This is a genomic window from Microbacterium rhizosphaerae (assembly GCF_034120055.1).
Taxonomy (GTDB): domain Bacteria; phylum Actinomycetota; class Actinomycetes; order Actinomycetales; family Microbacteriaceae; genus Microbacterium; species Microbacterium rhizosphaerae.
Genome location: NZ_CP139368.1, coordinates 361,197 through 382,603, shown reverse-complemented (window position 1 = coordinate 382,603; position 21,407 = coordinate 361,197). Strand labels below are relative to the sequence as shown.

Annotated in this window: 23 protein-coding genes; 7 read left to right on the top strand and 16 right to left on the bottom strand. The window is 70.8% G+C overall.

All coding sequences use genetic code 11. From position 1 onward, the window contains the following. Nucleotides 1–13: 13 nt before the first annotated feature. From SM116_RS01785 to SM116_RS01740, 10 genes are all read right to left on the bottom strand, one after another. Nucleotides 14–874, bottom strand: coding sequence for a metal ABC transporter permease (locus SM116_RS01785; RefSeq protein ID WP_320942758.1), 861 nt, complete (start codon nt 872–874; stop codon nt 14–16). Then, entirely contained in the window at nt 871–1,743 is an 873-nt protein-coding gene (locus SM116_RS01780; RefSeq protein WP_320942757.1) for a metal ABC transporter ATP-binding protein, read from the bottom strand. The genes SM116_RS01785 and SM116_RS01780 overlap by 4 nt, the downstream gene beginning before the upstream one ends. Further along, on the bottom strand, nt 1,740–2,651 hold the full coding sequence (locus tag SM116_RS01775; protein ID WP_320942756.1) for a metal ABC transporter solute-binding protein, Zn/Mn family: 912 nt from the start codon (nt 2,649–2,651) through the stop codon (nt 1,740–1,742). Before SM116_RS01775 ends, SM116_RS01780 begins: the two co-directional genes overlap by 4 nt. Nucleotides 2,652–2,665: 14 nt before the next feature. Then, entirely contained in the window at nt 2,666–4,216 is a 1,551-nt protein-coding gene (locus SM116_RS01770) for an SDR family oxidoreductase (protein WP_320942755.1), read from the bottom strand. A gap of 53 nt (nt 4,217–4,269) precedes the next feature. Then, nucleotides 4,270–5,646, bottom strand: coding sequence for a dihydrolipoamide acetyltransferase family protein (locus tag SM116_RS01765; protein WP_320942754.1), 1,377 nt, complete (start codon nt 5,644–5,646; stop codon nt 4,270–4,272). 137 nt (nt 5,647–5,783) lie between these two features. Continuing rightward, nucleotides 5,784–6,809, bottom strand: a complete 1,026-nt coding sequence (locus SM116_RS01760; RefSeq protein WP_320942753.1) for an alpha-ketoacid dehydrogenase subunit beta — start codon at nt 6,807–6,809, stop codon at nt 5,784–5,786. Continuing rightward, nucleotides 6,806–7,933: a thiamine pyrophosphate-dependent dehydrogenase E1 component subunit alpha gene (locus SM116_RS01755; protein ID WP_320942752.1), complete on the bottom strand. Its 1,128-nt coding sequence runs from the start codon at nt 7,931–7,933 to the stop codon at nt 6,806–6,808. The genes SM116_RS01760 and SM116_RS01755 overlap by 4 nt, the downstream gene beginning before the upstream one ends. Before the next feature lie 4 nt (nt 7,934–7,937). Then, nucleotides 7,938–9,056: a histidinol-phosphate transaminase gene (locus SM116_RS01750; protein WP_320942751.1), complete on the bottom strand. Its 1,119-nt coding sequence runs from the start codon at nt 9,054–9,056 to the stop codon at nt 7,938–7,940. 52 nt (nt 9,057–9,108) lie between these two features. Then, on the bottom strand, nt 9,109–10,851 hold the full coding sequence (locus SM116_RS01745) for an alkaline phosphatase family protein (protein ID WP_320942750.1): 1,743 nt from the start codon (nt 10,849–10,851) through the stop codon (nt 9,109–9,111). A gap of 40 nt (nt 10,852–10,891) precedes the next feature. Beyond that, nucleotides 10,892–11,044: a hypothetical protein gene (locus SM116_RS01740; RefSeq protein ID WP_320942749.1), complete on the bottom strand. Its 153-nt coding sequence runs from the start codon at nt 11,042–11,044 to the stop codon at nt 10,892–10,894. A gap of 71 nt (nt 11,045–11,115) precedes the next feature. Here SM116_RS01740 and SM116_RS01735 point away from each other — a divergent pair, with 71 nt between their 5' ends. After that, nucleotides 11,116–11,511 carry a phage holin family protein gene (locus SM116_RS01735; protein WP_320942748.1) on the top strand — a complete coding sequence of 132 codons (396 nt, stop codon included), beginning with the start codon at nt 11,116–11,118 and terminating at the stop codon, nt 11,509–11,511. Nucleotides 11,512–11,516: 5 nt separating this feature from the next. On the opposite strand, the gene SM116_RS01730 is transcribed toward SM116_RS01735, so the two are convergent. Both SM116_RS01730 and SM116_RS01725 read right to left on the bottom strand, forming a co-directional pair. Next, nucleotides 11,517–12,812 (bottom strand): hypothetical protein, encoded by a 1,296-nt coding sequence (locus tag SM116_RS01730; RefSeq protein ID WP_320942747.1) that lies wholly within the window; start codon nt 12,810–12,812, stop codon nt 11,517–11,519. Then, the gene (locus tag SM116_RS01725; RefSeq protein WP_320942746.1) at nt 12,809–13,075 is read right to left on the bottom strand and encodes a hypothetical protein; all 267 of its coding nucleotides are present in this window, start codon (nt 13,073–13,075) and stop codon (nt 12,809–12,811) included. Before SM116_RS01725 ends, SM116_RS01730 begins: the two co-directional genes overlap by 4 nt. 112 nt (nt 13,076–13,187) lie before the next feature. Between SM116_RS01725 and SM116_RS01720 the strand changes: the two genes are divergently transcribed. After that, complete coding sequence (locus SM116_RS01720) at nt 13,188–13,697, top strand: low molecular weight protein-tyrosine-phosphatase (protein ID WP_320942745.1); 510 nt, start codon at nt 13,188–13,190, stop codon at nt 13,695–13,697. Between the two features lie 32 nt (nt 13,698–13,729). Next, nucleotides 13,730–15,109, top strand: a complete 1,380-nt coding sequence (gene purB, locus SM116_RS01715; protein ID WP_320942744.1) for an adenylosuccinate lyase — start codon at nt 13,730–13,732, stop codon at nt 15,107–15,109. Between the two features lie 78 nt (nt 15,110–15,187). Here the strand turns inward: purB and SM116_RS01710 are convergent, their stop codons facing one another. From SM116_RS01710 to SM116_RS01695, 4 genes are all read right to left on the bottom strand, one after another. Beyond that, complete coding sequence (locus SM116_RS01710; RefSeq protein ID WP_320942743.1) at nt 15,188–15,592, bottom strand: amino acid transporter; 405 nt, start codon at nt 15,590–15,592, stop codon at nt 15,188–15,190. Further along, nucleotides 15,589–16,263 carry an acyl-CoA synthetase gene (locus SM116_RS01705; protein WP_320942742.1) on the bottom strand — a complete coding sequence of 225 codons (675 nt, stop codon included), beginning with the start codon at nt 16,261–16,263 and terminating at the stop codon, nt 15,589–15,591. The genes SM116_RS01710 and SM116_RS01705 overlap by 4 nt, the downstream gene beginning before the upstream one ends. A gap of 73 nt (nt 16,264–16,336) precedes the next feature. Beyond that, nucleotides 16,337–16,645, bottom strand: a complete 309-nt coding sequence (locus tag SM116_RS01700) for a hypothetical protein (protein WP_320942741.1) — start codon at nt 16,643–16,645, stop codon at nt 16,337–16,339. Nucleotides 16,646–16,678: 33 nt separating this feature from the next. Next, nucleotides 16,679–17,719 (bottom strand): alcohol dehydrogenase catalytic domain-containing protein, encoded by a 1,041-nt coding sequence (locus SM116_RS01695; protein ID WP_320942740.1) that lies wholly within the window; start codon nt 17,717–17,719, stop codon nt 16,679–16,681. Nucleotides 17,720–17,920: 201 nt separating this feature from the next. Here SM116_RS01695 and SM116_RS01690 point away from each other — a divergent pair, with 201 nt between their 5' ends. The 4 genes from SM116_RS01690 (at nt 17,921) to SM116_RS01675 (ending at nt 21,401) form a co-directional block, all read left to right on the top strand. After that, nucleotides 17,921–18,346 (top strand): hypothetical protein, encoded by a 426-nt coding sequence (locus tag SM116_RS01690; protein WP_320942739.1) that lies wholly within the window; start codon nt 17,921–17,923, stop codon nt 18,344–18,346. Between the two features lie 519 nt (nt 18,347–18,865). Further along, complete coding sequence (locus SM116_RS01685) at nt 18,866–20,236, top strand: FAD-binding oxidoreductase (protein ID WP_320942738.1); 1,371 nt, start codon at nt 18,866–18,868, stop codon at nt 20,234–20,236. Beyond that, nucleotides 20,236–21,036 (top strand): dienelactone hydrolase family protein, encoded by an 801-nt coding sequence (locus SM116_RS01680; protein WP_320942737.1) that lies wholly within the window; start codon nt 20,236–20,238, stop codon nt 21,034–21,036. The genes SM116_RS01685 and SM116_RS01680 overlap by 1 nt, the downstream gene beginning before the upstream one ends. Then, nucleotides 21,033–21,401, top strand: coding sequence for a DoxX family protein (locus tag SM116_RS01675; RefSeq protein ID WP_320942736.1), 369 nt, complete (start codon nt 21,033–21,035; stop codon nt 21,399–21,401). Before SM116_RS01680 ends, SM116_RS01675 begins: the two co-directional genes overlap by 4 nt. The last annotated feature ends 6 nt before the right edge of the window (nt 21,402–21,407 follow it).

Below are 21,407 nucleotides of genomic sequence, written 5' to 3'. Positions count from 1 at the left end.
GAAGGCGGGACCGCTATTCGGCGCGGCTGACGCGATCGCGCCGGGCGCCGACGGCGCGGCACACGAGGTAGATCACGAACGAGACGGTCGTGATGTAGGGGCTCACCGGCAGCGTGCCGGCGATCGCGAGCATGATGCCGCCGACCGCCGAGACCAGGCCGAACAGTGCGGCGAGAAGCGGCACGGCGAGCGGTCCCGCGGCGATCCGCATCGCCGCCGCAGCGGGGGTCACGAGCAGCGCCATGACGAGGAGCGCGCCGATGATGTGCACCGAGACGGCGACGATCAGGCCCAGCAGCAGCATGAACAGCAGCGACACGGCGCGCACCGGCACGCCTCGCGCTGCGGCGCCCTGCGGGTCGAGCGAGTCGAAGCGCAGCGGGCGCCACACGAGCAGCAGGCCCAGCAGCACGACGATCGAGATGCCGGCGAGCCACCCGAGCTGGCCGGACTGCACCGACACGATCTGCCCGGTCAGCAGGCTGAACCGGTTGGCGCTGCGCCCGTTGTAGAGGGACAGGAACAGGATGCCGAGACCCAGCCCGAACGGCATCAGCACGCCGATGATCGAGTTGCGGTCGCGGGCGCGCGCGCCGAGCCATCCGATCATGGCCGCCGCGATGATCGAGCCGATGATCGAGCCCGTCACGACGTCGAAGCCGAAGAGCAGCGCCGCCGCGGCGCCGGCGAAGGACAGCTCGCTGATGCCGTGCACGGCGAACGCCATGTCGCGCTGCATCACGAAGACGCCGATGAGCCCTCCGACGAGCCCGAGGATCGCGCCCGCCCACACGGAGTTCGCGACGAGCTCGAGGATGGCGCCGTAGTCCGGCAGGCCGCCGAACATCGCGTTCCAGATATCGTTCCAGCTCACGCGTGCGCCCCCTCCCCGTCGTGGTCGTGGTCGTGGTCGCCGGCGTGGTGGTGCGCCTCCTCGGCATCCGGGGCGCCGACGACGACGAGCCTTCCGCCGGCGCGCAGCACGAAGACCGGCGCGCCGTACAGGCTCGTGAGCACCTCGGTGCGCAGCACTTCGTCCGGAGTCCCGAGCGTGAAGCGTCCGTGCGCGAGATACAGGATGCGGTCGACCTGCCCGAGGATCGGGTTGATGTCGTGGGTGACGAGCAGCACGCCGGCCTGCGCATCCCGGCGGTGCTGGTCGATGAGCGTCACGACCGCACGCTGATTCGCGAGGTCGAGGCTCGTGAGCGGCTCGTCGCACAGCAGCAGGCGGGGGTTGTCGGCGAGCGCCTGCCCCACGCGCAGGCGCTGCTGCTCACCGCCCGACAGGGTGCCGGCCGGTCGATCCGCGAACGCCGTGCCGCCGACGGCGTCGATCAGCTCGTCGACCCGCGTGCGCGTCCCGCGCCGCGGGATCGGGAAGCCGAAGCGGTGGCCGTCGACGCCCAGCCCCACGAGGTCGCGGCCGCGCAGCGCGGTATCGCGCGGCAGCGGCCGCTGCTGCGGCACGTAGCCGATCCGCCGGCTGCCGGGCTTTCCGGCCGGCCCCTGAGCCTGTCGAACGGTGCCGAGCGCGACGATCTCGCCCTCGGAGAGCCGCTCCAGGCCGAGGATCGACCTCAGCAGCGTCGTCTTGCCCGAGCCGCTCGGCCCGAGCACGGCGATGAGCTCACCCGGATGCACCGTGAGGTCGAGGCCGCTCCACAGCGTTCTGCCCCCGCGCCGCAGCGCGGCACCCCTGATCTCGAGCGGGTCGGGGATCTCGAGCGGGTCGGCGGTCATGACAGGGCCTTGGCGAGGGCGAGGACGTTCCGCTGCATCCAGTCGCTGTAGGTGAGCCCGCGCGGGAGCGTCTCCGTGACGGACATGACCGGGATGCCGAGCCGCTTCGCCTCGTCGATCACCGTGGTCGTCTCGGCGCCGCCCGCTTGCGCGTTCACCACCACGACCTTGACCCGACCGCTCCGGAGAATGTCGCGCGCGCTCAGCAGCGTCGCGGGCGGCACGTCGGATCCGGCTTCGACCGCTTCGCTGAACGCGGTCGGCGTGACATCCACGAGCCCTGCCGCCTCGGTCATGTAGACGGGCACGGGCTCGGTGGCGAAGACATCCTCGCCGCTGTGCTTGGTGGCGATATCGCGGAGTTCCGCACTGAGGGTCCCCGTCTCGGCGATGAACGTCGCCAGCCGCTTCTTGATCGCAGCGGAGGCGTTCGGCACGAGATTCTCGAGCTCTTCGGCGGTCGCCGTCGCAAAGGTCGTCATCGTCGCCGGGTCGTACCAGACGTGCTCGTTGAAGCCGTCGGGTGCATGCGCCGGGTCGCCTCCGGGCCAGGCGCTGTTGTAGATCGCGGCCGTCAACACGGGTGCCTTCGTCCCGCTCGCCTTGATCAGCCCCGTCATGAACGCGTCGTACCCGGCACCGTTCTGCAGGATGAGTCCCGCACGGTTCACGGCGAGCTGGTCGGATGCCGACGGCTCGAACTCATGCGGATCCTGGCTGGGCGACGAGATCAGCGACTTCACCGAGACCGTGTCGCCCCCGATCTGGGCGGCGATCTGGCCGTAGACATCTGTCGACGCCACGACGTGCACGTTGCCGTCGTCGACGGGCGCGCCGCTCGAGCACCCTGCGAGGGCGAGGACGGATGCGGCGAGCGCGGCGACTCCGAACAGGGTGAGCTTCTTCACTCCACCACCGTACGTTATTGATAATGGTTCTCAAAATCGGCTGCGGCCGTCGCCGTGATCCTGTTCGCCATCCCGCGGAAGATCACTCCGTGGAACGGCAGCAGCCCCACCCAGTAGAGCCGCCCGGCCAGTCCGCTGGGGAAGAACACCGCCCGCTGCCGGTAGCGTGCGCCGGCACCGTGCGGCTCGGCGTAGAGCTCCAGCCACGCGAGACCCGGTGCTCGCATCTCGGCGCGCAGGCGCAGCATCCGTCCCGGCTCGACGGCCTCCACGCGCCAGAAGTCGAGGGCGTCGCCGACGGCGAGGCTCGCCTGGCGGCGGCGGCCGCGCGCGAGCCCGACGCCGCCGACGAGCTTGTCCAGCCATCCGCGCATCGCCCACAGGAGCGGTGTGGAGTACCAGCCGTTGACGCCGCCGATGCCGACGATGACGGCCCACAGCTCCTCCTGCGAGGCCGACGTCTCCTCCTCGCGGACGTCGGTGAACACCGTCCGCCCGGCCCACTCGGGGTCGCTCGGCAGCGGATCGCTCGGCACGCCGAGGACCTCGGCATCCTGCCAGCTCGTCTCGACGGCATCGACCTCGAGCCGGGCCAGCGCCAGCGCGACCGCGCGCCGGTACGGCGTGAGGCCGCCCACCGGCGGTGGGATGAGCGCGTCCACGTCGTGATCGCGCATCACGCAGTCGTGCTGCAGCGACTCGACGAGAGGCCGGGCGATGGAGCGCGGGATGGGCGTCACGAGATTCACCCAGTGCGACGCGAGGCGCGGGGTGAGCACGGGAAGTGCGGCGATCGGCCGCTGCGGCAGACCCGCCTCGACGGCGTAGCCGTTCATCATCTGGCCGTACCGCAGGACGTCCGGGCCGCCGATGTCCACCGTCCGGTTCACGTCGGCGGGCACACGCGCCGCCCCGAGCAGGTAGTGCATGACATCCCGGACCGCGATCGGCTGGATGCGGTTGCGCACCCATTTCGGAGCCGGCATATACGGCAGCACCTCGGTGAGGTGCCGCACCATCTCGAACGACGCGGAGCCCGACCCGATGACGACCCCCGCCTGCAGCACGATGGTCGGCACGCCGCTCGCGAGGAGGATCTCGCCGACCTCCACGCGCGAGCGCAGATGCCGCGACAGCGGCCCGTCGGGATGCAGACCCCCGAGATAGACGATGCGCGAGACGGATGCGGCGGCCGCCGCGTCGGCGACGGTCTGCGCGACGCGGCGATCGGCGTCCTCGAACCCGCTCCCCGCCGACATCGAGTGCACGAGGTAGTACAGGATGTCGATGCCCTCGACGGCCTGCGCCATCGCGGCGGCGTCCGCGGCATCCCCCTCGACGACCTCGACACCGTTCGCCCAGTCGAACGCCGCGACGCGCGCGGCGCTGCGCGCCAGGACCCGCACCCGGTAGCCCGCGTTCAGCAGGCGAGGGACCAGCCGCCCGCCGATGTACCCCGTGGCGCCGAGCACGAGCACGGACGGCATGCGACCGCCCTGCTCGACAGCCCGCAGGGCGTCTTCCCGCCCGGTCGGTGAACCGAGTTCGAGATGTTCCGCGTCCATTTCGCTAGCCTAGCTAGCAAAATGGATTCGCGACAGCCCGTCGCCGCGCCGGATCAATCGAGCAGGAGCGCAGGCTCCTCGAGGACGGATGCGACGTCGGCCACGAAGCGGCTGATGCCGTCGCCGTCGATCACTCGGTGGTCGAACGAGCCCGACACCGTCGTCACCCACCGCGGACGGACCTCTCCGTCCACGACCCAGGGCTTCTGCCGGATCGCGCCCATCGCGATGATGCCGGCCTCACCGGGGTTGATGATCGGGGTGCCCGCATCCATCCCGAACACGCCGATGTTCGTGATCGTGATCGTGCCGCCCTGCTGGTCGGCCGGCGTGGCCCTGCCCTCGCGCGCGGTCACCGTGAGCTTCTCGAGCGCCCGCGCGAGCTCGCGGGTGTTGAGGTTCTGCGCGTCCTTGATGTTCGGGACCAGCAGGCCGCGCGGCGTCGCGGCGGCGATGCCGAGGTTCACGTAGTGGCGCACGCGGATCTCCGCACCGTCGTCGGTGTCGACCCATGCCGCGTTGACCATGGGCGTGCGACGCACGGCCCAGATGACGGCCCGCGCCATGATCAGCAGGGGCGAGACCTTCACATCGGCGAAGTCCGTCGACGCCTTGAGCCGCTTGACGAGCTCCATCGTGCGAGTGGCGTCCACATCCGTCCAGACCGACACATGCGGCGCAGAGTATGCGCTGCGGACCATGCCGCTCGCGACCGCCTTGCGCACCCCGCGGACGGGGATGGTCTCTTCACGGGCATCGGCGGACGTCGTCGACGGCGCCTCGTCGAGAGGCTCCGGCGACGAGGCGACCGGGATCGTCTCCTCGCGGACCTCGGACCACTCGGGGGTCTGGATGTTGCGGAACACGCTGGCCTGCGACGCCTGCCTCATGACGTCGTCCCGCGTGACCTCGCCGGCCGGGCCCGTCGGCACGACTGCCACGAGGTCGACCCCGAGGTCGCGGGCGAGCTTGCGGATCGGCGGCTTGGCGATGACGCCGACGGAGGCCTCGACCCGCTCCTGCGCGGTCTTCTGCGGGGGGCGGCGGCGGGAGGTGACCTGCCCGCCCGTGCCGTAGCCCACCAGCACGGCGCCGCCTTCTTCGGCCGCGGGTGGTGCGACCGGCGCTCCGTGCTCCGAGCGGCCGATCGTCTCGTCGGCACCCGTCCCTGAGCCCGTCGAGCCGACGACCGTCGGCTCGATCGTGATGATCGCCGTGCCGACATCCACCGTCTTGCCCTCGTCCACGAGGATGTCGCCCACGACGCCCGAGAACGGCGACGGCAGCTCGACGAGCGACTTCGCGGTCTCGATCTCGACGAGGACGTCGTTGACGGCGACCTCGTCGCCCGGGGCGACCCGCCACGACACGATCTCGGCCTCGGTGAGGCCCTCGCCGACATCGGGGAGGACGAACGTCTGGGGGCTCATGTGCTGTCCTTTCGCACGGACGCGGTTCGGGATTCAGTCTGCCTGGTCGTCAGGTGCCGCGACACGCCGTGTGCAGCGCGCACATCGCACGCCCGGGACTGAATCCCGAACGGAGACGACGGCCCGCCGCCCGGCCATCAGTACGCGAGGGCGCGGTCGACGGCCTCGAGGATGCGGTCGGGATCCGGGAGGAACACGCCTTCGAGCTTCGCCGGCGGGAAGGGGGTGTCGAAGCCCGACACCCTCAGCACCGGGGCCTCGAGCGCGTAGAACGCCTTCTCCATGACGGTCGCGGCCACCTCGGAGCCGACCGACGTGAAGCCGGGCGCCTCCTGCGCGTAGACCATGCGGCCCGTTCGACGCACGGAGTCGAGGATCGGTCCGTAGTCGATCGGCGACAGCGAGCGGATGTCGACGACCTCGGCCGAGACTCCCTCGGACTCCGCGAGCGCGGCGGCCTGCAGCAGCGTCGTCACCATCGCGCCGTGGCCGACGAGCGTGACGTCGGTGCCGCGGCGGACGATCCGGGAGGCGTGCAGCGGAAGCGCCGGGGCGGTCAGGTCGACCTCGCCCTTCTGCCAGTACTTCGACTTGGGCTCGAGGAAGATCACCGGGTCGTCGGAGGCGATCGCCTCTTGGATCATCCAGTAGGCGTCGTTCGCCGTCGACGGCGCGACGACCCGGAGCCCGGGTGTGTGGGTGAAGTACGCCTCCGGGCTCTCCTGGTGGTGCTCGATCGCACCGATGTGCCCGCCGTAGGGGATGCGGATGACGACGGGCATCGACAGCGCACCCTCGTGGCGGTTCGTGATCTTCGCGAGCTGCGACGTGATCTGGTCGAACGCGGGGAACACGAAGCCGTCGAACTGGATCTCGCACACCGGCCGGAAGCCCGCCATGGCGAGCCCGATCGCCGTACCGACGATGCCCGACTCGGCGAGCGGGGTGTCGATCACGCGGTTCGGCCCGAATTCGGCCTGCAGCCCCTCGGTGATCCGGAATACACCGCCGAGCGGGCCGATGTCCTCGCCCATCAGCAGGACGCGGTCGTTCTCGGCCAGCGCACGACGCAGGCCGGCGTTGAGCGCCTTGCTGAGCGGCATGGTCTGGATCGCGGGTGCGGCATCGGCGTCGTCGATGGCCGCGGTCGTCGAGATGGTCATGCGCCCTCCCCGAAAGAAGCCTCGTACTCGGCGAGCCAGGCCTTCTGCTCCACGATGAGCGGGTGCGGCTCGGAGTACACATGGTCGAACATCGTGCCGACCGGGATCGCGCCCAGGGCGACGGTGCGCTCGCGGATGTCGTCGGCGACCGCGCGGGCCTCGGCATCCACATCGTCGAAGAAGGCGGCCGACGCGCCCTTGCCCTCGAGGAACGCGTGCATGCGCACGATGGGGTCGCGCAGCGCCCACGATTCCTCCTCGGCGGAGGTGCGGTACTTCGTCGGGTCGTCGCTCGTGGTGTGCGCGCCCATCCGATAGGTGACGGCCTCGATGGCGCGCGGCCCCTCGCCGGCGCGCGCCTCGTCCAGCGCCGCCCGGGTGACGGCGTAGCTCGCGAGCACGTCGTTGCCGTCGATCTGGATGCTCGGCATGCCATAGCCCTCGCCGCGCCGCACGAGCGGCACCGGCGACTGCGTGGCGACCGGCACCGAGATGGCCCACTGGTTGTTCTGCAGGAAGAACACCTCGGGGGTGCGGAAGGATGCGGCGAACACCATCGCCTCGTGCACGTCGCCCTGGCTGGACGCGCCGTCGCCGTAGTAGACGATCACGGCTTCGTCGCGGTCCGGGTCGCCGGTGCCGCAGCGTCCGTCGAAGACGAGGCCCATCCCCAGACCGGTCGCATGCAGCGTCTGCGAGCCGAGCACGAGCGTGTAGATGTGCGTGTTGCCGTTGGCGGGGTCGTTCGGGTTCCACCCGCCGTGGGTCATGCCGCGCATCAGGCCGATGATGCCGATCGGATCGACACCTCGGATGCGGGCGACCACATGCTCGCGGTAGGACGGGAAGATGTGGTCCTGCGCGCGGGCGGCCCGCGCCGAGCCGACCTGGGCAGCCTCCTGCCCGTAGCTCGGCGGCCACAGGGCGAGCTGGCCCTGCCGCTGGAGGTTCGTGGCCTGCCGGTCGAAGGCGCGGATCACGACCATGTCCCGATAGAAGTCCTCGAGCTGCTGGTCGGTCAGCGCGTCGATCGCGGAGAGATACCGTTCCGCCGCCGGCGTCGGTGCGATCGTGCCATCGGCGGCCAGAACGCGGACGACCGCGGGGTCAGCGGGCTGGATCATCCCTCTACGCTAGACCCCCACTGATTCCGCGTCCGGAATGCCCTTCGGGCAGGCCCGAGACGACGGATGCGGCGATCTCGAGCACCCTGTCGACGGCCTCGGCCTCGCCGACGCTGATGCGGATGCCGTCTCCGGCGAAGGGCCGGACGATCACCCCGCCCTCCTCGAACGCCTGCGCCGCGGCGAGCGTCTCCGCGCCTGTGCTGAGCCAGACGAAATTGCCCTGCGCGTCGGGCACGCGCCATCCCTGCTCCCGCAGGGCCGCCACCAGCTGGTCCCGGCGGACGGCGATCGACGCCACGCGCTCGATCAGCTCCGCCTCGGCGTCGAGGCTCGCGAGCGCCGCGACCTCGGCCTGGGCGGTGACGGAGAGCGGGATCGCGGTGGAGCGGGCGGCATCCAGGATGCGGCTGTGCCCGACGGCGTAACCGACCCGCAGACCCGCCAGCCCGTACGCCTTGGAGAAGGTGCGGAGCACCACGACGTTCGGGTGGCGTCCGGATGCCAACACCTCTTCGCCGTCAACGGCATCGGCGTCGGTGACGAACTCGGCGTAGGCCTCGTCGAGGATGACGAGCACATCGGCGGGAACGCGCTCGACGAAGGCGTCGAACTCGGCCTGCGTGACGATGGGCCCCGTCGGGTTGTTGGGTGAGCACACGATGACCGCGCGCGTGCGGCCGGTCACGGCATCCGCCATCGCCTGCAGGTCGTGACGCCCATCGTCGGTGATCGGCACGAGGACGCTCTTCGCGCCGGCGACGGCGGCGAGCCCCGGGTACGCCTCGAAGGAGCGCCACGCGTAGACGACCTCGTCGCCCGGGCCGGCGGCGGCGAGCAGGAGCTGCGCGAGGATCGACACGCTGCCGGCGCCGATGTGCACCTCGTCGGGCGTGACGCCGAAGCGCGCGGCGAGCCGCTCGCGCAGCCGGGACGCCGTCGCGTCCGGGTACCTGTTGAGCGCCGTCTGCGACCGCACCGTCTCGATCACGCCGGGAAGCGGGTCGAACGGGTTCTCATTGCTCGAGAGCTTGAACGCGTCGGCGCCGGCCTGCCGTCCCTGCTTGTACGGCGGGAGGGCCGCGATCTCGGGGCGGATCTTCACGGGGATGTCGGAGGTCACCGTCCGAGTCTAAGAGCGGTCGCGGAGAGCGTGAAGGTGCTGCCCCGAGCGCTCAATCACCGACGCCGAAGAGCTCGCGGCCGTGCCTGTCGAGGATGTCGTAGGCATCGCCGTACGACACCGGCTCGGGCGCTTCGGGTTCGTAGCGCGCGAGCAGCAGGCCGAGGAGGCCTTTGGCCGGAGCCGTGAGCGGGCGCCGGCGGACCTCGTCGGACGGCGCGATGGTCGTGTGCTCGGGGTTGGGCGGAACATACGGGCGCGGGACATCGGGCCACAGCTGGGGCTGCCGCGGGATGGTCAGATTGACGGCGTTCCGGATGCCGCGCGAGTCGTCGTCGCGATGGGTCAGCGGCTCGAGCCCGTGCAGGTCGACGATGGTCCGGATGACCGAGGCGTGGTGCATCGGGTCGTTCACGATCGTGCCTTCGGCCGTGTACGCCGAGACGACGAAGGTCGGCACGCGACCGCCGAGCCGATCGAACGTGAAGCCCATCTCGCCGGGCTCGCGCCTGCCGGACGGAGACGACGAGGCCGGCGGCGGCACATGGTCGTAGATGCCCCCGTGCTCGTCGAAGGTGACTACGAGCGCCGTGTTCAGCGCGTTGGAGCCGGTCGTGCTCCGGCCCCCGCGCACCGCCGCGTAGACGTCGGCGAGCAGCACCTCCGCAGCCCGCACATCCGACATCGCCGCGTCATAGCCGCGCGCGCCCGCCGGCAGGCTCCCCGGCGGATGCATGTCGTTGTGGTCGAAGATCAGCCGCGGCTCGATGAACGCATAGTCGGGGAGGCGACCTGTCCGGCAGTCCTCGGCGAACTGCTCCATCCCGCGGAAGTTCGTCCGCCAGTACTTCTCGATCGAAGGGGCATGGAGGAAGCCGGTCATGGACACGATCTGCCGGGCGTCGTAGTAGACCCGCCAGGTCTTGCCCGCATCCTCGAGGCGATTGAAGATCGTCGGGACCGCCGGCGCGTTCAACCACTTCGCCGCGCCGCCCTCGTCGTTCGTGACGAACCCGTGGGACGTGCTCGCGTGGAAGAACGAGCGGTTGCAGAAGGTCTGCGACGGCACCGCGCAGTGCCAGTGATCGTAGACGGCGAACGATCGGGCGAGCGTCGAGAACACGGGCAGCATCTCGCGCGAGAAGCCGCCCATGACCCGCGAGTACTCCGCCACGGTCGGGTCGACGCCCCGCTCGGCGCGGAAGTTGGCGACGTAGTCCGTCACAAAGCCCGACATGGTGGGATGCGCGGTGTCCTCGGGCTCGTTCCACGGCGGCGCGAAGCCGTTCTGCCAGAACTCCGCGTTCGCCGGCGGGTCGACGGTGCCGAACAGCTGCGTGTTGACGTGCGGATAATGCTCGCCGGGATCGGGGTCGGGCTGAGCCATCACGACGTCCGTCGGGCCCGCGTAGACGTGCGCCGGGACGACTGTGCCGTCGGGGGCGGTGTTCGCGTAGTTCCCGGTCTGCAGTCCCTCGAACTGCTGGCCTGCCCTCAGCTCGTGGTCCGCGTAGAGGCGACCGAAGATGTGGTCGAAGCTGCGGTTCTCGTACATGATCACCACGACGTGATCGAACCCCGGCTCGTGACGCGGGGGCAGCGGGCTGAACCCGTATGTGTCGTCCGTCGTGCTGGTCGGCTGAGTGCCGGACTCCGAGATCGCCCAGGCCGCACCGACAGCGCTCGCGCCGACGGCCGCGCCGGCAGCCCCTATTCCGGCGCGCTTCAGGAACTCCCGCCGGGACGCCGAGCGTGCTCCGTTGTCCGGCGTCTCGTCTGCGCCACCGTCATCCATCCCGCCGCGTCCCCCTCATCCCGCTGCTCGGCCGGTTCCGTCACTGCGCTGCGCGCTCGACGGTGTGCGCGTCGATGGTCGCCGCGGCCCGCTCGAGACCGATCCCGCCCTCCGCGACACCGATGACGAGGTCGAACCCCACATCCGTCGTCATATCGTGCCGCACGCCGTTGATCCAGAGGAAGGCCACCATCAGCGTCCATCCGCTCCTTGTTGCCGTCGATGAACGGATGTCAGCCCGGGCCGTTGTGGCAGACTCCCCGCATGGGAATCCTCATCCGCATCGTCGTCAATGCGTTCGCGATCTGGATCGTGACGCTGATACCCGCGCTGGAGGTCACCGTCGTCCCGTTCGCGCCCGGTGAGGTCTGGCAGGTCATCCTCACCTTCCTCATCGTGGGTGCGATCTTCGCGCTGGTGAATCTGCTCATCGGCACGGTGCTGCGGGTGCTGACCTTCCCCATCTACATCATCACCCTCGGCTTCTTCTCGCTGATCGTGAACGGGTTCCTCCTGTGGCTGACGGCGTGGCTCACGCACTGGTGGAACTGGGGCCTGCGCGTCGACAGCTTCTGGTGGGGTGTCGTCGCCGCGCTGGTCATCACGATCATCAACTGGGTCGCGGGCATCTTCCTGCGCCCCAAGCACCGCCGCGCCTGAGCGGATCACTTCGGTGACACCCGTTCGACGGCGAAGTCGAACGCCTGGACGGATGCCGCGCCCCTGAGCTCGTGCAGCCGCTCGCGCACGGCACCGGCGCGCGCGTCGTCGGAGCGGTCGAAGAGCGCCGCCGTCTGCTCGTAGGTGTCCAGATGGTGCGACGCGAGGTCGATGTCGCCGACCCCGACAGCCGGATCGGCGAACCGCTGGACCACGACGCTGTCCGCCGCGCCGACGCGTCCGGCGGAGCCGCCGCCCGCGAGCGCGGCGACCGGATCGTCGGTGTGCCGCAGCTGCACGCTGAGAGTGCCGGCATCCACCTGCGCCTCGGTGGGTGAGCCGAACGTGACGAGCGCACGCGTGTCGTACCCGCCCTCGAGGGCGACGTGGCCGGCGATCATGCCGCCCTGGGAGTGCCCGAACTCGTAGATCGCGTCACCGGGCTCGGCGCCGGCCGCGCGCAGTGCTTCCTCGGTCGCGTCGAAGGATGCCGAGCGGCGCCCGCCGTACAGCTCGAGGTTCGAGTCCCAGTCCCACGCCTCGCGCGCGCCGCCCTTCGTGTTCGTGCCGGCGACGTACAGCGCGAAGCGGTTGCTGCCATCGGGCATCGCGTACTTCTCGACGCGGACGCGGGCATCCCCCCGCGGGATGCGGGATGCGGCGTCCTGGAGCGACGCCGGCGGCGTGAAGTGATGCGGCGGCCCGTCGAGCCTGCGCAGCCGCACCGGCTGGCGCGCGCCGGCCAGCACCGCGCTCCGGGGTATCGTGCCGGCGCCGACGGTGTCGATCAGGGTGCCCATGCCCCGTACGACGCCGCCGACAGTCGCCGCACCGCCGAGTCCGAAGGCGACGCCGAACGCCGAGTACTGCCCCGCCACCGCATCGATGCCGCCCGTCTTCCAGTCGGCCTCGATGCCCTGCGCATCCGTCGCCGCCGCAGGGTCACCGGAGATCAGCTCGCGCAGCCGCAGCTCGACGCGCCGGGCGTCCTCCCCGCGGGCGGCTCGCCTGGCGACGTCGAGCTCGACGATCTCGTAGACGGTCGCCAGGTGCGCCAGCCGCTGTGCGAGGGCGGCCGCCTCATGCGCGGCTCGCTGCAGACGCCACGCGATCGCCCACACTCGGGGCACCACCCCACCCAGCGTGAGCCGGGCGGTGAGCTGCACGGCCTCGTGCAGCGCCGAGCGCTGCAACTCGTCGAGCCTGTTCGCCACCTCGCGGCAGCCTCGGGCGCCTGCCCGCAGCCGGTCGGTGTCGACAGCGATCGCCCCGCCGCTGCGGATGTCGATGTCGTCGCTCATCGGCATACCCCCGCCGGGGTGGCGAGCGACGCGGCGCGGGCGCGCAGGAGGTCGTGCCGCAGCTCGTCCGCCTCGGCGTCGATGCGCGCGAGGTCGTCGCCGAGCGCCGCCAGCTGCTCGGCGAATCGCGGGAACGCCGCGGAGCGCCACCGCGTCTCGTCTGCGAGCGTCCTCGTCCGGGCGCGCAACGCGTCGAGCTCGTGTCCCATGCCCTGCAGGCGCGCGCGGACGACGTCGATGAGGTCGGTGTCGGGGGTCGGCATCCGCCCATCGTCGCGGGCGCGCCGCATCCGCCGACCCGTCCTCCCGGCCGATGTGGAGTGGCTTCGCTCGATGCGGGCTGTGGAAGAGACGCGGAGCGGCCAGAATCGAGGTATGACGGCGACCCCCCGGCACCCGTTCCGTGTCGTCTTCGTGTGCACCGGCAACATCTGCCGCTCGCCGATGGCGGCCGTCGTGTTCCGTTCGCTCGCGGAATCCGCCGGCCTCGGCGACCGCGTCTCGTCGGTCAGCGCGGGCACGGGGGACTGGCATGTCGGGGAGCGCGCAGACTCCCGCACCATCGAGGCCCTCGAACGCCGCGGCTACGACGGGGCCACGCATCGTGCGCGCCAGTTCACGGCGGCGGATTTCGCCGACGCCGATCTCGTGGTGGCCCTGGATCGGACCCACGAGCGGATCCTGCGGCAATGGGCGCGCCGCGAGGGCGACGAGGAGAAGATCGCGCTGCTGCTGGCCTTCGACCCCGAGGCGCACGGGCGCCAGGATGTGCCCGACCCGTACTACGCCGGGGCCGAGATGTTCGACGAGGTGCTCGGTATGATCGAAAGTGCGTGCCGGTCGCTCTTCCGGCAGCTCGAACCCGCGATCCGCCCCGCGGTGTAGCGCCCGGGGCCTCGCCTCGCGTCAGGACTCCCGTGACCTCATTCCCCACGCAGCCCCTCAGCCCCCTCGACGGCCGCTACCGTGCCGCCGTCGCGCCCCTCGCGGAGTACCTGTCGGAGGCAGGGCTCAACCGCGCCCGGGTCGAGGTCGAGGTCGAGTGGCTCATCGCCCTGACCGACCGCGCGCTGTTCGGCACGTCGCGGCTGTCGGAGGTCCAGAAGGACCGGCTGCGCTCCCTCTACCTCAGCTTCGGCCAGGAGGAGATCGACTGGCTCGCCGAGAAGGAAGCCGTCACCCGTCACGACGTCAAGGCCGTCGAGTACCTCGTGCGCGACCGCCTGTCGAGCCTCGGCCTGGACGGCATCGCGGAGCTCACGCACTTCGCGTGCACGAGCGAGGACATCAACTCGACGGCGTACGCCCTCACGGTGAAGCGTGCGGTGCACGACGTCTGGCTGCCCAAGCTCCGTCAGGTGATCGCGGCCCTCAGGAAGATGGCCGAGCAGCACAAGGATGCCGCGATGCTCGCCCGCACGCACGGCCAGCCCGCCACGCCGACGACGATGGGCAAGGAGCTCGCCGTCTTCGCGTGGCGCCTCGAACGCGTAGCCGCGCAGGTCGCGGCATCCGAGTTCCTCGCGAAGTTCTCGGGAGCCACGGGAACCTGGTCTGCGCACGTCGCCGCGGATCCGCAGGTCGACTGGCCGCTCGTCTCGCGCGAGTTCATCGAGTCGCTCGACCTCGGCTTCAACATCCTGACGACGCAGATCGAGTCGCATGACTGGCAGGTCGAGCTCTACGACCGCGCGCGTCACGCGGGCGGCATCCTCCACAATCTCGCGACGGATGTCTGGACCTACATCTCGCTCGGCTACTTCGCGCAGATCCCGGTCGCCGGAGCCACCGGATCGTCGACGATGCCCCACAAGATCAACCCGATCCGGTTCGAGAACGCCGAGGCGAACCTGGAGATCGCGGGCGGGCTGTTCGCCACGCTCGCCTCCACCCTCGTCACCTCGCGGATGCAGCGGGACCTCACCGATTCGACCACGCAGCGCAACATCGGCGTCGCCTTCGGCCATTCGCTGCTGGCGCTCGACAACCTCCTGCGCGGGCTCGGCGAGATCTCGCTGTCCGAGCAGGTGCTCCTGGACGACCTCGACGGGAACTGGGAAGTGCTGGCGGAGGCGATCCAGACGGTGGTGCGCGCAGAGATCGTGGCGGGCCGGTCGTCGATCTCGGACCCCTACGCGCTGCTCAAGGACCTCACCCGCGGGCGGCGCGTCGGCGCTGCCGAGCTCGCCGAGTTCGTGCGCGGACTCGACATCGGGGATGCGGCGAAGCAGCGATTGCTCGCCCTCACGCCCGCCGGCTACACCGGCCTCGCCGCAGAGCTGGTCGCCGACGCCTGAGGCGAGTGCTGATCGCCGACGCCCGAATCCCGAGCGCCGACGCCGTTTCACGTGGAACGGCGAACGCCCGCCCGGAGATCAGGAGCGGCGAGGCTCCTCGCCCTCGGCGGGCTTCGGCGTGCCGGGTTCGGTGGGCGCTGCGGTGGTCTGCGCGGTGTTCGCCTGAGTGGCGGTGGGGGCCGACGCATCCCGTGCCGTCTCGTCCTCGGGAGGCAGCAGCACAGCCCGGTCGATCGGCTTCGCCACTTGCGCGGGGTCGACGGCGAGGATCAGCAGCGCGATGATGAGCAGCGTCGCGATGAACGTGATGCCACCGACGATGCCCGCGACCTGGAGCGCGTGCAGCGACTGGTCCCGGAAGCGCTGCTGGAAGAAGCCCATCGAGATCAGCGTCACGACGAACGCGAACGCGGCGGCGAGGAAGGCCAGCCCGAGCAGCTGGACGGGCTTCATCAGATCGCGGCGCGTGGGGTGGTCGCTCATGCGGACTCCTCCGAGTCGGGGTGGGCCGCGACCTGCGCAGCATCGACGACGGGCGCCGAGCGGCGGGGCGACAGGCCGGCGATGCCGAGGTAGACCGCGACGACGGCCGCATAGCCGCCGAAGATGCCGACGGCGATCGCGATGCCGGTGAGCGTGAAGCTCCGGTGGGCCTCGGCGATGACGTAGTTCAGGCTGTACTGCGCGGGAACCAGCAGCAGGCCGAGGCCGAGCAGGACGGTGATCGCGCCGACGACGAGGCCGTCACGAGCGTCGGAACGGGCGATCCGATCGCCGGACGCCGCGGCGCGACGCATCCCTCGCAGTCCCGAGATGCCCTCGATGAGTCCGGACACGAGAGCCCAGCCGATCACGACCACGAAGAACAAGGTGATCGAGCGGTAGACGGGAACGCCCGTGACCATTCCCGCGACGAGGGACAGGATGCCGATGCTGAGGACCGCGGCGCGGGAGCCTTTGCGGTAGATCATCCACGCACCCAGCAGCAGGACCAGGCCGAGCGTCACCACGTAGCCGCTGAACACGGACAGCCCGTAGCCCGCGCCGTGGTCGGCGCTGAAGGTGATCATGATCGCCGCGACGGCTGCCAGCAGCGCGCGGATGAGCTGCAGGTGGCGCACCTCGAGGGTGCGCGCGGCAGGGCGTGACGGCACGGGAGTTCCTCGTTCGGAAAGAGGGGATGCCTCCAGTCTACGTCGCGCGCGACGACGGCCCTTCGGCGGGCGTTCAGGTGCCTTCGGCCACCGCGCGGCCGAGGCCGCCGTGAGCGGACCACAACGCCCCGGCGCGGGTGGCCGCGGACTCGATGAGCTCCGTGAATTCGGGGCGGTCGGGCACGCGGAAAGACACGTAACCGCCCCGTCCGCCGGCGACCGGCCTGCCGTACGCCTTCGCCGCGAGCGTGCCGTCGGGAAGCATCCGCACGGTGATCGTGAGCAGGCGGAAGGCCTCCCCCCGCCGTTCGTCGGTCCACTGCAGCTGCTCAGGGATCGCGACATTGATCGCGAGTGCCGAGATCTCGGGCACGTCGGTCATGCCCTCATCGTGCCACGCGTCCCACAGCGGAGATCAGGCGATCATGACCTTCAGCGCCTCACGGCCGTCCATCGCGCGGTAGCCGTCGGCGACGTCCTCGAGCGCGATCGTCCGGTCGAACACGAGTCCGGGGTCCACCGATCCGTCCAGCACAGACGGCAGCAGGTGCTCGATATAGGCGCGCACGGGCGCCGGACCGCCGGTCACCGTGACATTCCGGTAGAAGACCGGACCGCCGACAGGCGCCTCCACGTACTGCGGCACGCCGACGCGGCTGATGACCCCGCCTGGCCGCACGACGCCGATCGCCTGCTCGAAGGCGGGCGCATAGCCGACGGCCTCGAGTACGCGCTTCGCTCCGTAGCCGTCGGGGGTCAGCTCGCGCACGGCGGCGATGCCCTCCTCGCCGCGCTGGGAGACGACATCCGTCGCCCCGAACCGGCGGCCGAGCTCGGTGCGGTCCTCGTGACGGCCCATGAGGATGATCCGCTCGGCGCCGAGCCGACGCGCCGAGAGCACGCAGAGGAGACCCACGGCTCCGTCGCCGACCACGACGACCGTGTCGCCCTCCGTCACGCCCGCGCGGACTGCCGCATGCCAGCCCGTGCCGTAGACGTCCGAGAGGGTGAGGAGCGACGGCAGGAGGGGGGAGGACTCGTCGACCCCCGGCACCGCGACCAGCGTGCCATCGGCCTGCGGCACGCGGACCGCCTCGGCCTGACCGCCGAGCACTCCGCGGCCGTTGTTCCAGAACCCGCCGTGCACGCAGGAGGTCTGCAGCCCCTCACGACAGAACTCGCACGTCCCGTCGGACCAGGCGAACGGCCCGATGACGAAGTCGCCGGGCTTCACGGTCGTCACGTCGTCGCCGATGTCCTCCACGATGCCGACGAACTCGTGGCCCATGGTGGTGCGGCCGTCCGCCGCGGTGCGCTTGTGGTACGGATGCAGGTCGGATCCGCAGATGCACGACCGCACGACCCGCACGACCGCATCGGTCGGCTGCTCGATCACGGGGTCCAGGAACTCCTCCACGCGGACGTCTCCGGCGGCGTACATGACGGTGGCGCGCATCGCTTCTCCTTCGGGTGCGGACTGACTCCAGCCAACCGTGTTTCGGAATGGATGGGGAGGCCCTTGCGGTCGGGGCATCGGCAGGGCCTCCCATCCGCCCCCCTTGGTCGAGGTCCGATCGATCGGTCAGGATCGGAGAAGCGCCCGCCTTGAGGTCCCTCTTAGCATCGAGTCATCCCCGCAAACAAGGAGAGTGGCGAGATGGCCGAGACACTGTCGCAGATCGAGCGCGACGCCGTGAAGAACCGCGCGAAGGAGCTGCGCGCCCAGGAGAAGGCGGGCAAGGACCGCGCGGCGGGCCTCGCCGCCGTCGAGGAGGCGATCGCCAAGCTCGACGGCCTCGACAAGGAGCTCGCCGCCGGCGTGCACCGCATCGTGACGGAGACCGCGCCGCACCTGGCCCCGAAGACGTACTACGGCTTCGCCGCCTACGCGAACGCGGACGGCAAGGTCGTCTGCTTCTTCAAGCCGTCGAGCAAGTTCAAGGTCCGGTACGCGACGTTCGAGTTCGAGGCGCCGGCCGCGCTCGACGACGGGGACATGTGGCCGACCGCATTCGCCCTGACGGCTCTCACCCCCGAGACCGAGAAGCGGATCGCCGACCTGGTGCGCAAGGCTGCGGCCTGAGCGGTCCGCCTTCCTGCTCGCTCAACTGTCACCATCACGGCCCCGAGCCGAGGATCGTGACAGATGAGCGGCCCGCACACAGCCTGCACGCAGCCTCACTGCTCGCTCACCTGTCACCATCACGGCCCCGAGCCCAGGATCGTGACAGATGAGCGGCCCGCACACAGCCTCAACTGTCACCATCACGGCCCCGAGCCCAGGATCGTGACAGATGAGCGGCCCGCACACAGCCTCAACTGTCACCATCACGGCCCCGAGCCGAGGATCGTGACAGATGAGCGGCCCGCACACAGCCTGCACACAGCCTTCCTGCTCGCTCAACTGTCACCATCACGGCCCCGAGCCCAGGATCGTGACAGATGAGCGGCCTGCACACAGCCTGCACGCAGCCTTCCTGCTCGCTCAACTGTCACCATCACGGCCCCGAGCCCAGGATCGTGACAGATGAGCGGCCCGCGCGGTGCCTCAGCTGTCACCGTCGAGAGACGGTCGATGGATGCCGCGCCCTACGATCGGGTCATGAGCTCCGATGCCCTGGCCGAACTCTCGGCCCAGCTGCCCGGCGACGCACTCCTCGTCGGCGCGGACGCCGTCGAGGCGTACCGGCGGGATCGCGCGCTGGACCCGACGGCAGGCGTTCCGCTCGCGGTCGCGCTGCCGCGCACGACGGCCGAGGTGCAGGCGGTGGTGCGATGGGCGGCCGCCCACGGCATCCCGATCGTTCCGCGCGGAGCGGGCACCGGCCTCTCGGGCGGAGCATCCGCCGTCGACGGCGGCATCGTGCTGTCGACGGAGCGCATGCGCGACCTGCGCATCGACCGGACGACGCGCACCGCCACCGTGCAGCCGGGTCTGCTGAACGCCGAGCTGAAGGCCGCAGCGGCCGCGGAGGGCCTGTGGTACCCGCCCGACCCGGCCTCGTACGAGATCTGCTCGATCGGCGGCAACATCGCGACCAACGCCGGCGGCCTGTGCTGCGTGAAGTACGGGGTCACCGTCGACTACGTGCTGGGTCTCGAGGTCGTCCTCGCCGACGGCCGCGCGCTGCGCCTGGGCGGGCCGCTCATCAAGGACGTCGCCGGCCTGTCGCTCACGAAGCTCTTCGTCGGCAGCGAGGGCACCCTCGGCGTCATCACCGAGATCACCCTGCGGCTTCTGCCCGCCGCGCCGGCGCCGCGGATCGTCGCGGCGTGGTTCGCGAGCATCGAGGCCGCGGCAGCGGCGATCGCGGAGATCTCGACGACGATCCGCCCGTCGCTGCTCGAGTACATGGACCGCACGTGCATCGACGCCGTCGAGGATCTGCTCGGCAGGGGCCTGGACCGGGATGCCGCCGCCCTCGTGCTGGGCGGCTCTGACGATCTCGATCCCGACGGTCGCGATGTGGCGTTCATGATCGACGCCTTCCGCCGGCACGGCGCCTGCGAGGTGGCCGAAACCGGGCGCGCGGAAGGAGAGGCCCTGGCCGCCGCCCGTCGCGCCGCCATTCCGGCCGTCGAGCGCCGTGGACGACTGCTGCTATCCGACGTGGGTGTGCCGCTGCCTCGGCTCGGCGACCTCATCGCGGGAGTGGATGCCATCTCCCGCGACCGCGAGGTCACCATCGCGATGCTGGCCCACGCGGGCGACGGGAACACGCATCCCCTCGTCGTCTTCGACCCGACGGACGCGGTGGCCGCCGAGCGCGCCGAGCTCGCCTACGGCGAGATCATGTCGCTTGCGATCTCGCTCGGCGGCACGATCTCGGGCGAGCACGGCGTCGGACGCATGAAGCGGCCGTGGCTGCGCGAGCAGATCGGCGACGACGCCCTCGAGATCGCCGAGCGGATCAAGCTCGCGCTCGATCCGGACGGCATCCTCAATCCCGGCGCGATCTTCGAGGCCCGCTGATGGGCGCGCCGACATCGACGCTCGACGGCTGGCGGCGGTATCCGTTCGCCGCGCACGGGCTGAATCACGACTGCTACGAGAAGGGCGACGGGCCCGGGGTCGTCGTGATCCCGGAGATCCCCGGCATCACACCCGAAGTCCTCGGGCTGGCCGACCACCTCGTCGGGTCGGGGTTCACGGTGGTGATCCCGTCGCTGTTCGGCACGCCGGGACGCGGCGACTCGGTGGGCTACGTCCTCGGCACGGTCGCGCGCATATGCGTCTCCGCCGAGATGCGCGCGTTCGCCCGCAACGCGCACCGCCCTGTGACCGACTACCTGCGTGCGCTCGCCGCGGACCTCGCGGGGCGCACACCGGGCACGGGCGTCGGGGTGCTCGGGATGTGCTTCACCGGCGGCTTCGCCCTCGCGACGGCTGTCGAGCCGACCGTGAACGCGCCGGTGATGGCCGAGCCGTCGGTGCCCTTTTCCGTGGGCGCGAGCCGCCGGACGGATCCGGGCATGTCGCCCGCGGAGCTGCAGACGGTGGTGGAGCGCACACGTACGGACGGCCTCTGCGTACTCGGGCTGCGATTCAGCCAGGATGCGGCAGCCCCTGCCGCCCGCTTCGAGACGCTGCGGCGCAGTCTGGGCGACGCGTTCGAGGTCATCGAGCTCGACTCGTCGCCGGGCAACCCCGACGGCTATTCGGCGCACGCCCACTCGGTGCTCACGACCGAGGTGCGCACCGACCCGCCGAACTCGGCCGCCGCGGCCCGCGACCGCGTCGTCGAGTTCCTGCGCGACAGGCTGACGTCGTGATTCTCGCGCTCTGGATCGTCAACGTCTTCGCGGCGATCGGCTTCCTCGGCACGGGCTCGCTCAAGGCGTTCGTACCGAAGCCCCGGCTGCGTGCGATGGGTCTCGCGTGGACCGACGACTTCTCGGCGCCCGTCATCCGCCTGCTCGGCGCCGCCGAGCTGCTCGGTGCCGTGGGGTTGATCGTGCCACTGGCGACCGGCATCCTTCCGCTGCTCGCACCGACCGCGGCCGTGTGCCTTGCGATCCTCATGATCGGAGCGATCTCGGTGCATGTCCGCCGCAAGGAGAACTTCGCCCCGGCGCTGGTGATGCTCGTCGCGTCGATCGCGAGCGCCGTGCTCGGATTGCTCGTCCTCCTCGTCTGACCGGGC

What these genes read in the sequence shown, in the direction of transcription:
- SM116_RS01710 (WP_320942743.1), bottom strand. Translation starts at nt 15,592, where the DNA reads ATGAGCGACCACCCCACGCGCCGCGATCTGATGAAGCCCGTCCAGCTG.
- SM116_RS01735 (WP_320942748.1), top strand. Translation starts at nt 11,116, where the DNA reads ATGGGAATCCTCATCCGCATCGTCGTCAATGCGTTCGCGATCTGGATC.
- SM116_RS01745 (WP_320942750.1), bottom strand. Translation starts at nt 10,851, where the DNA reads ATGGATGACGGTGGCGCAGACGAGACGCCGGACAACGGAGCACGCTCG.
- SM116_RS01765 (WP_320942754.1), bottom strand. Translation starts at nt 5,646, where the DNA reads ATGAGCCCCCAGACGTTCGTCCTCCCCGATGTCGGCGAGGGCCTCACC.
- SM116_RS01700 (WP_320942741.1), bottom strand. Translation starts at nt 16,645, where the DNA reads ATGACCGACGTGCCCGAGATCTCGGCACTCGCGATCAATGTCGCGATC.
- SM116_RS01690 (WP_320942739.1), top strand. Translation starts at nt 17,921, where the DNA reads ATGGCCGAGACACTGTCGCAGATCGAGCGCGACGCCGTGAAGAACCGC.
- SM116_RS01760 (WP_320942753.1), bottom strand. Translation starts at nt 6,809, where the DNA reads ATGACCATCTCGACGACCGCGGCCATCGACGACGCCGATGCCGCACCC.
- SM116_RS01720 (WP_320942745.1), top strand. Translation starts at nt 13,188, where the DNA reads ATGACGGCGACCCCCCGGCACCCGTTCCGTGTCGTCTTCGTGTGCACC.
- SM116_RS01730 (WP_320942747.1), bottom strand. Translation starts at nt 12,812, where the DNA reads ATGAGCGACGACATCGACATCCGCAGCGGCGGGGCGATCGCTGTCGAC.
- SM116_RS01725 (WP_320942746.1), bottom strand. Translation starts at nt 13,075, where the DNA reads ATGCCGACCCCCGACACCGACCTCATCGACGTCGTCCGCGCGCGCCTG.
- SM116_RS01770 (WP_320942755.1), bottom strand. Translation starts at nt 4,216, where the DNA reads ATGGACGCGGAACATCTCGAACTCGGTTCACCGACCGGGCGGGAAGAC.
- SM116_RS01780 (WP_320942757.1), bottom strand. Translation starts at nt 1,743, where the DNA reads ATGACCGCCGACCCGCTCGAGATCCCCGACCCGCTCGAGATCAGGGGT.
- SM116_RS01685 (WP_320942738.1), top strand. Translation starts at nt 18,866, where the DNA reads ATGAGCTCCGATGCCCTGGCCGAACTCTCGGCCCAGCTGCCCGGCGAC.
- SM116_RS01755 (WP_320942752.1), bottom strand. Translation starts at nt 7,933, where the DNA reads ATGATCCAGCCCGCTGACCCCGCGGTCGTCCGCGTTCTGGCCGCCGAT.
- SM116_RS01695 (WP_320942740.1), bottom strand. Translation starts at nt 17,719, where the DNA reads ATGCGCGCCACCGTCATGTACGCCGCCGGAGACGTCCGCGTGGAGGAG.
- SM116_RS01680 (WP_320942737.1), top strand. Translation starts at nt 20,236, where the DNA reads ATGGGCGCGCCGACATCGACGCTCGACGGCTGGCGGCGGTATCCGTTC.
- SM116_RS01740 (WP_320942749.1), bottom strand. Translation starts at nt 11,044, where the DNA reads ATGGTGGCCTTCCTCTGGATCAACGGCGTGCGGCACGATATGACGACG.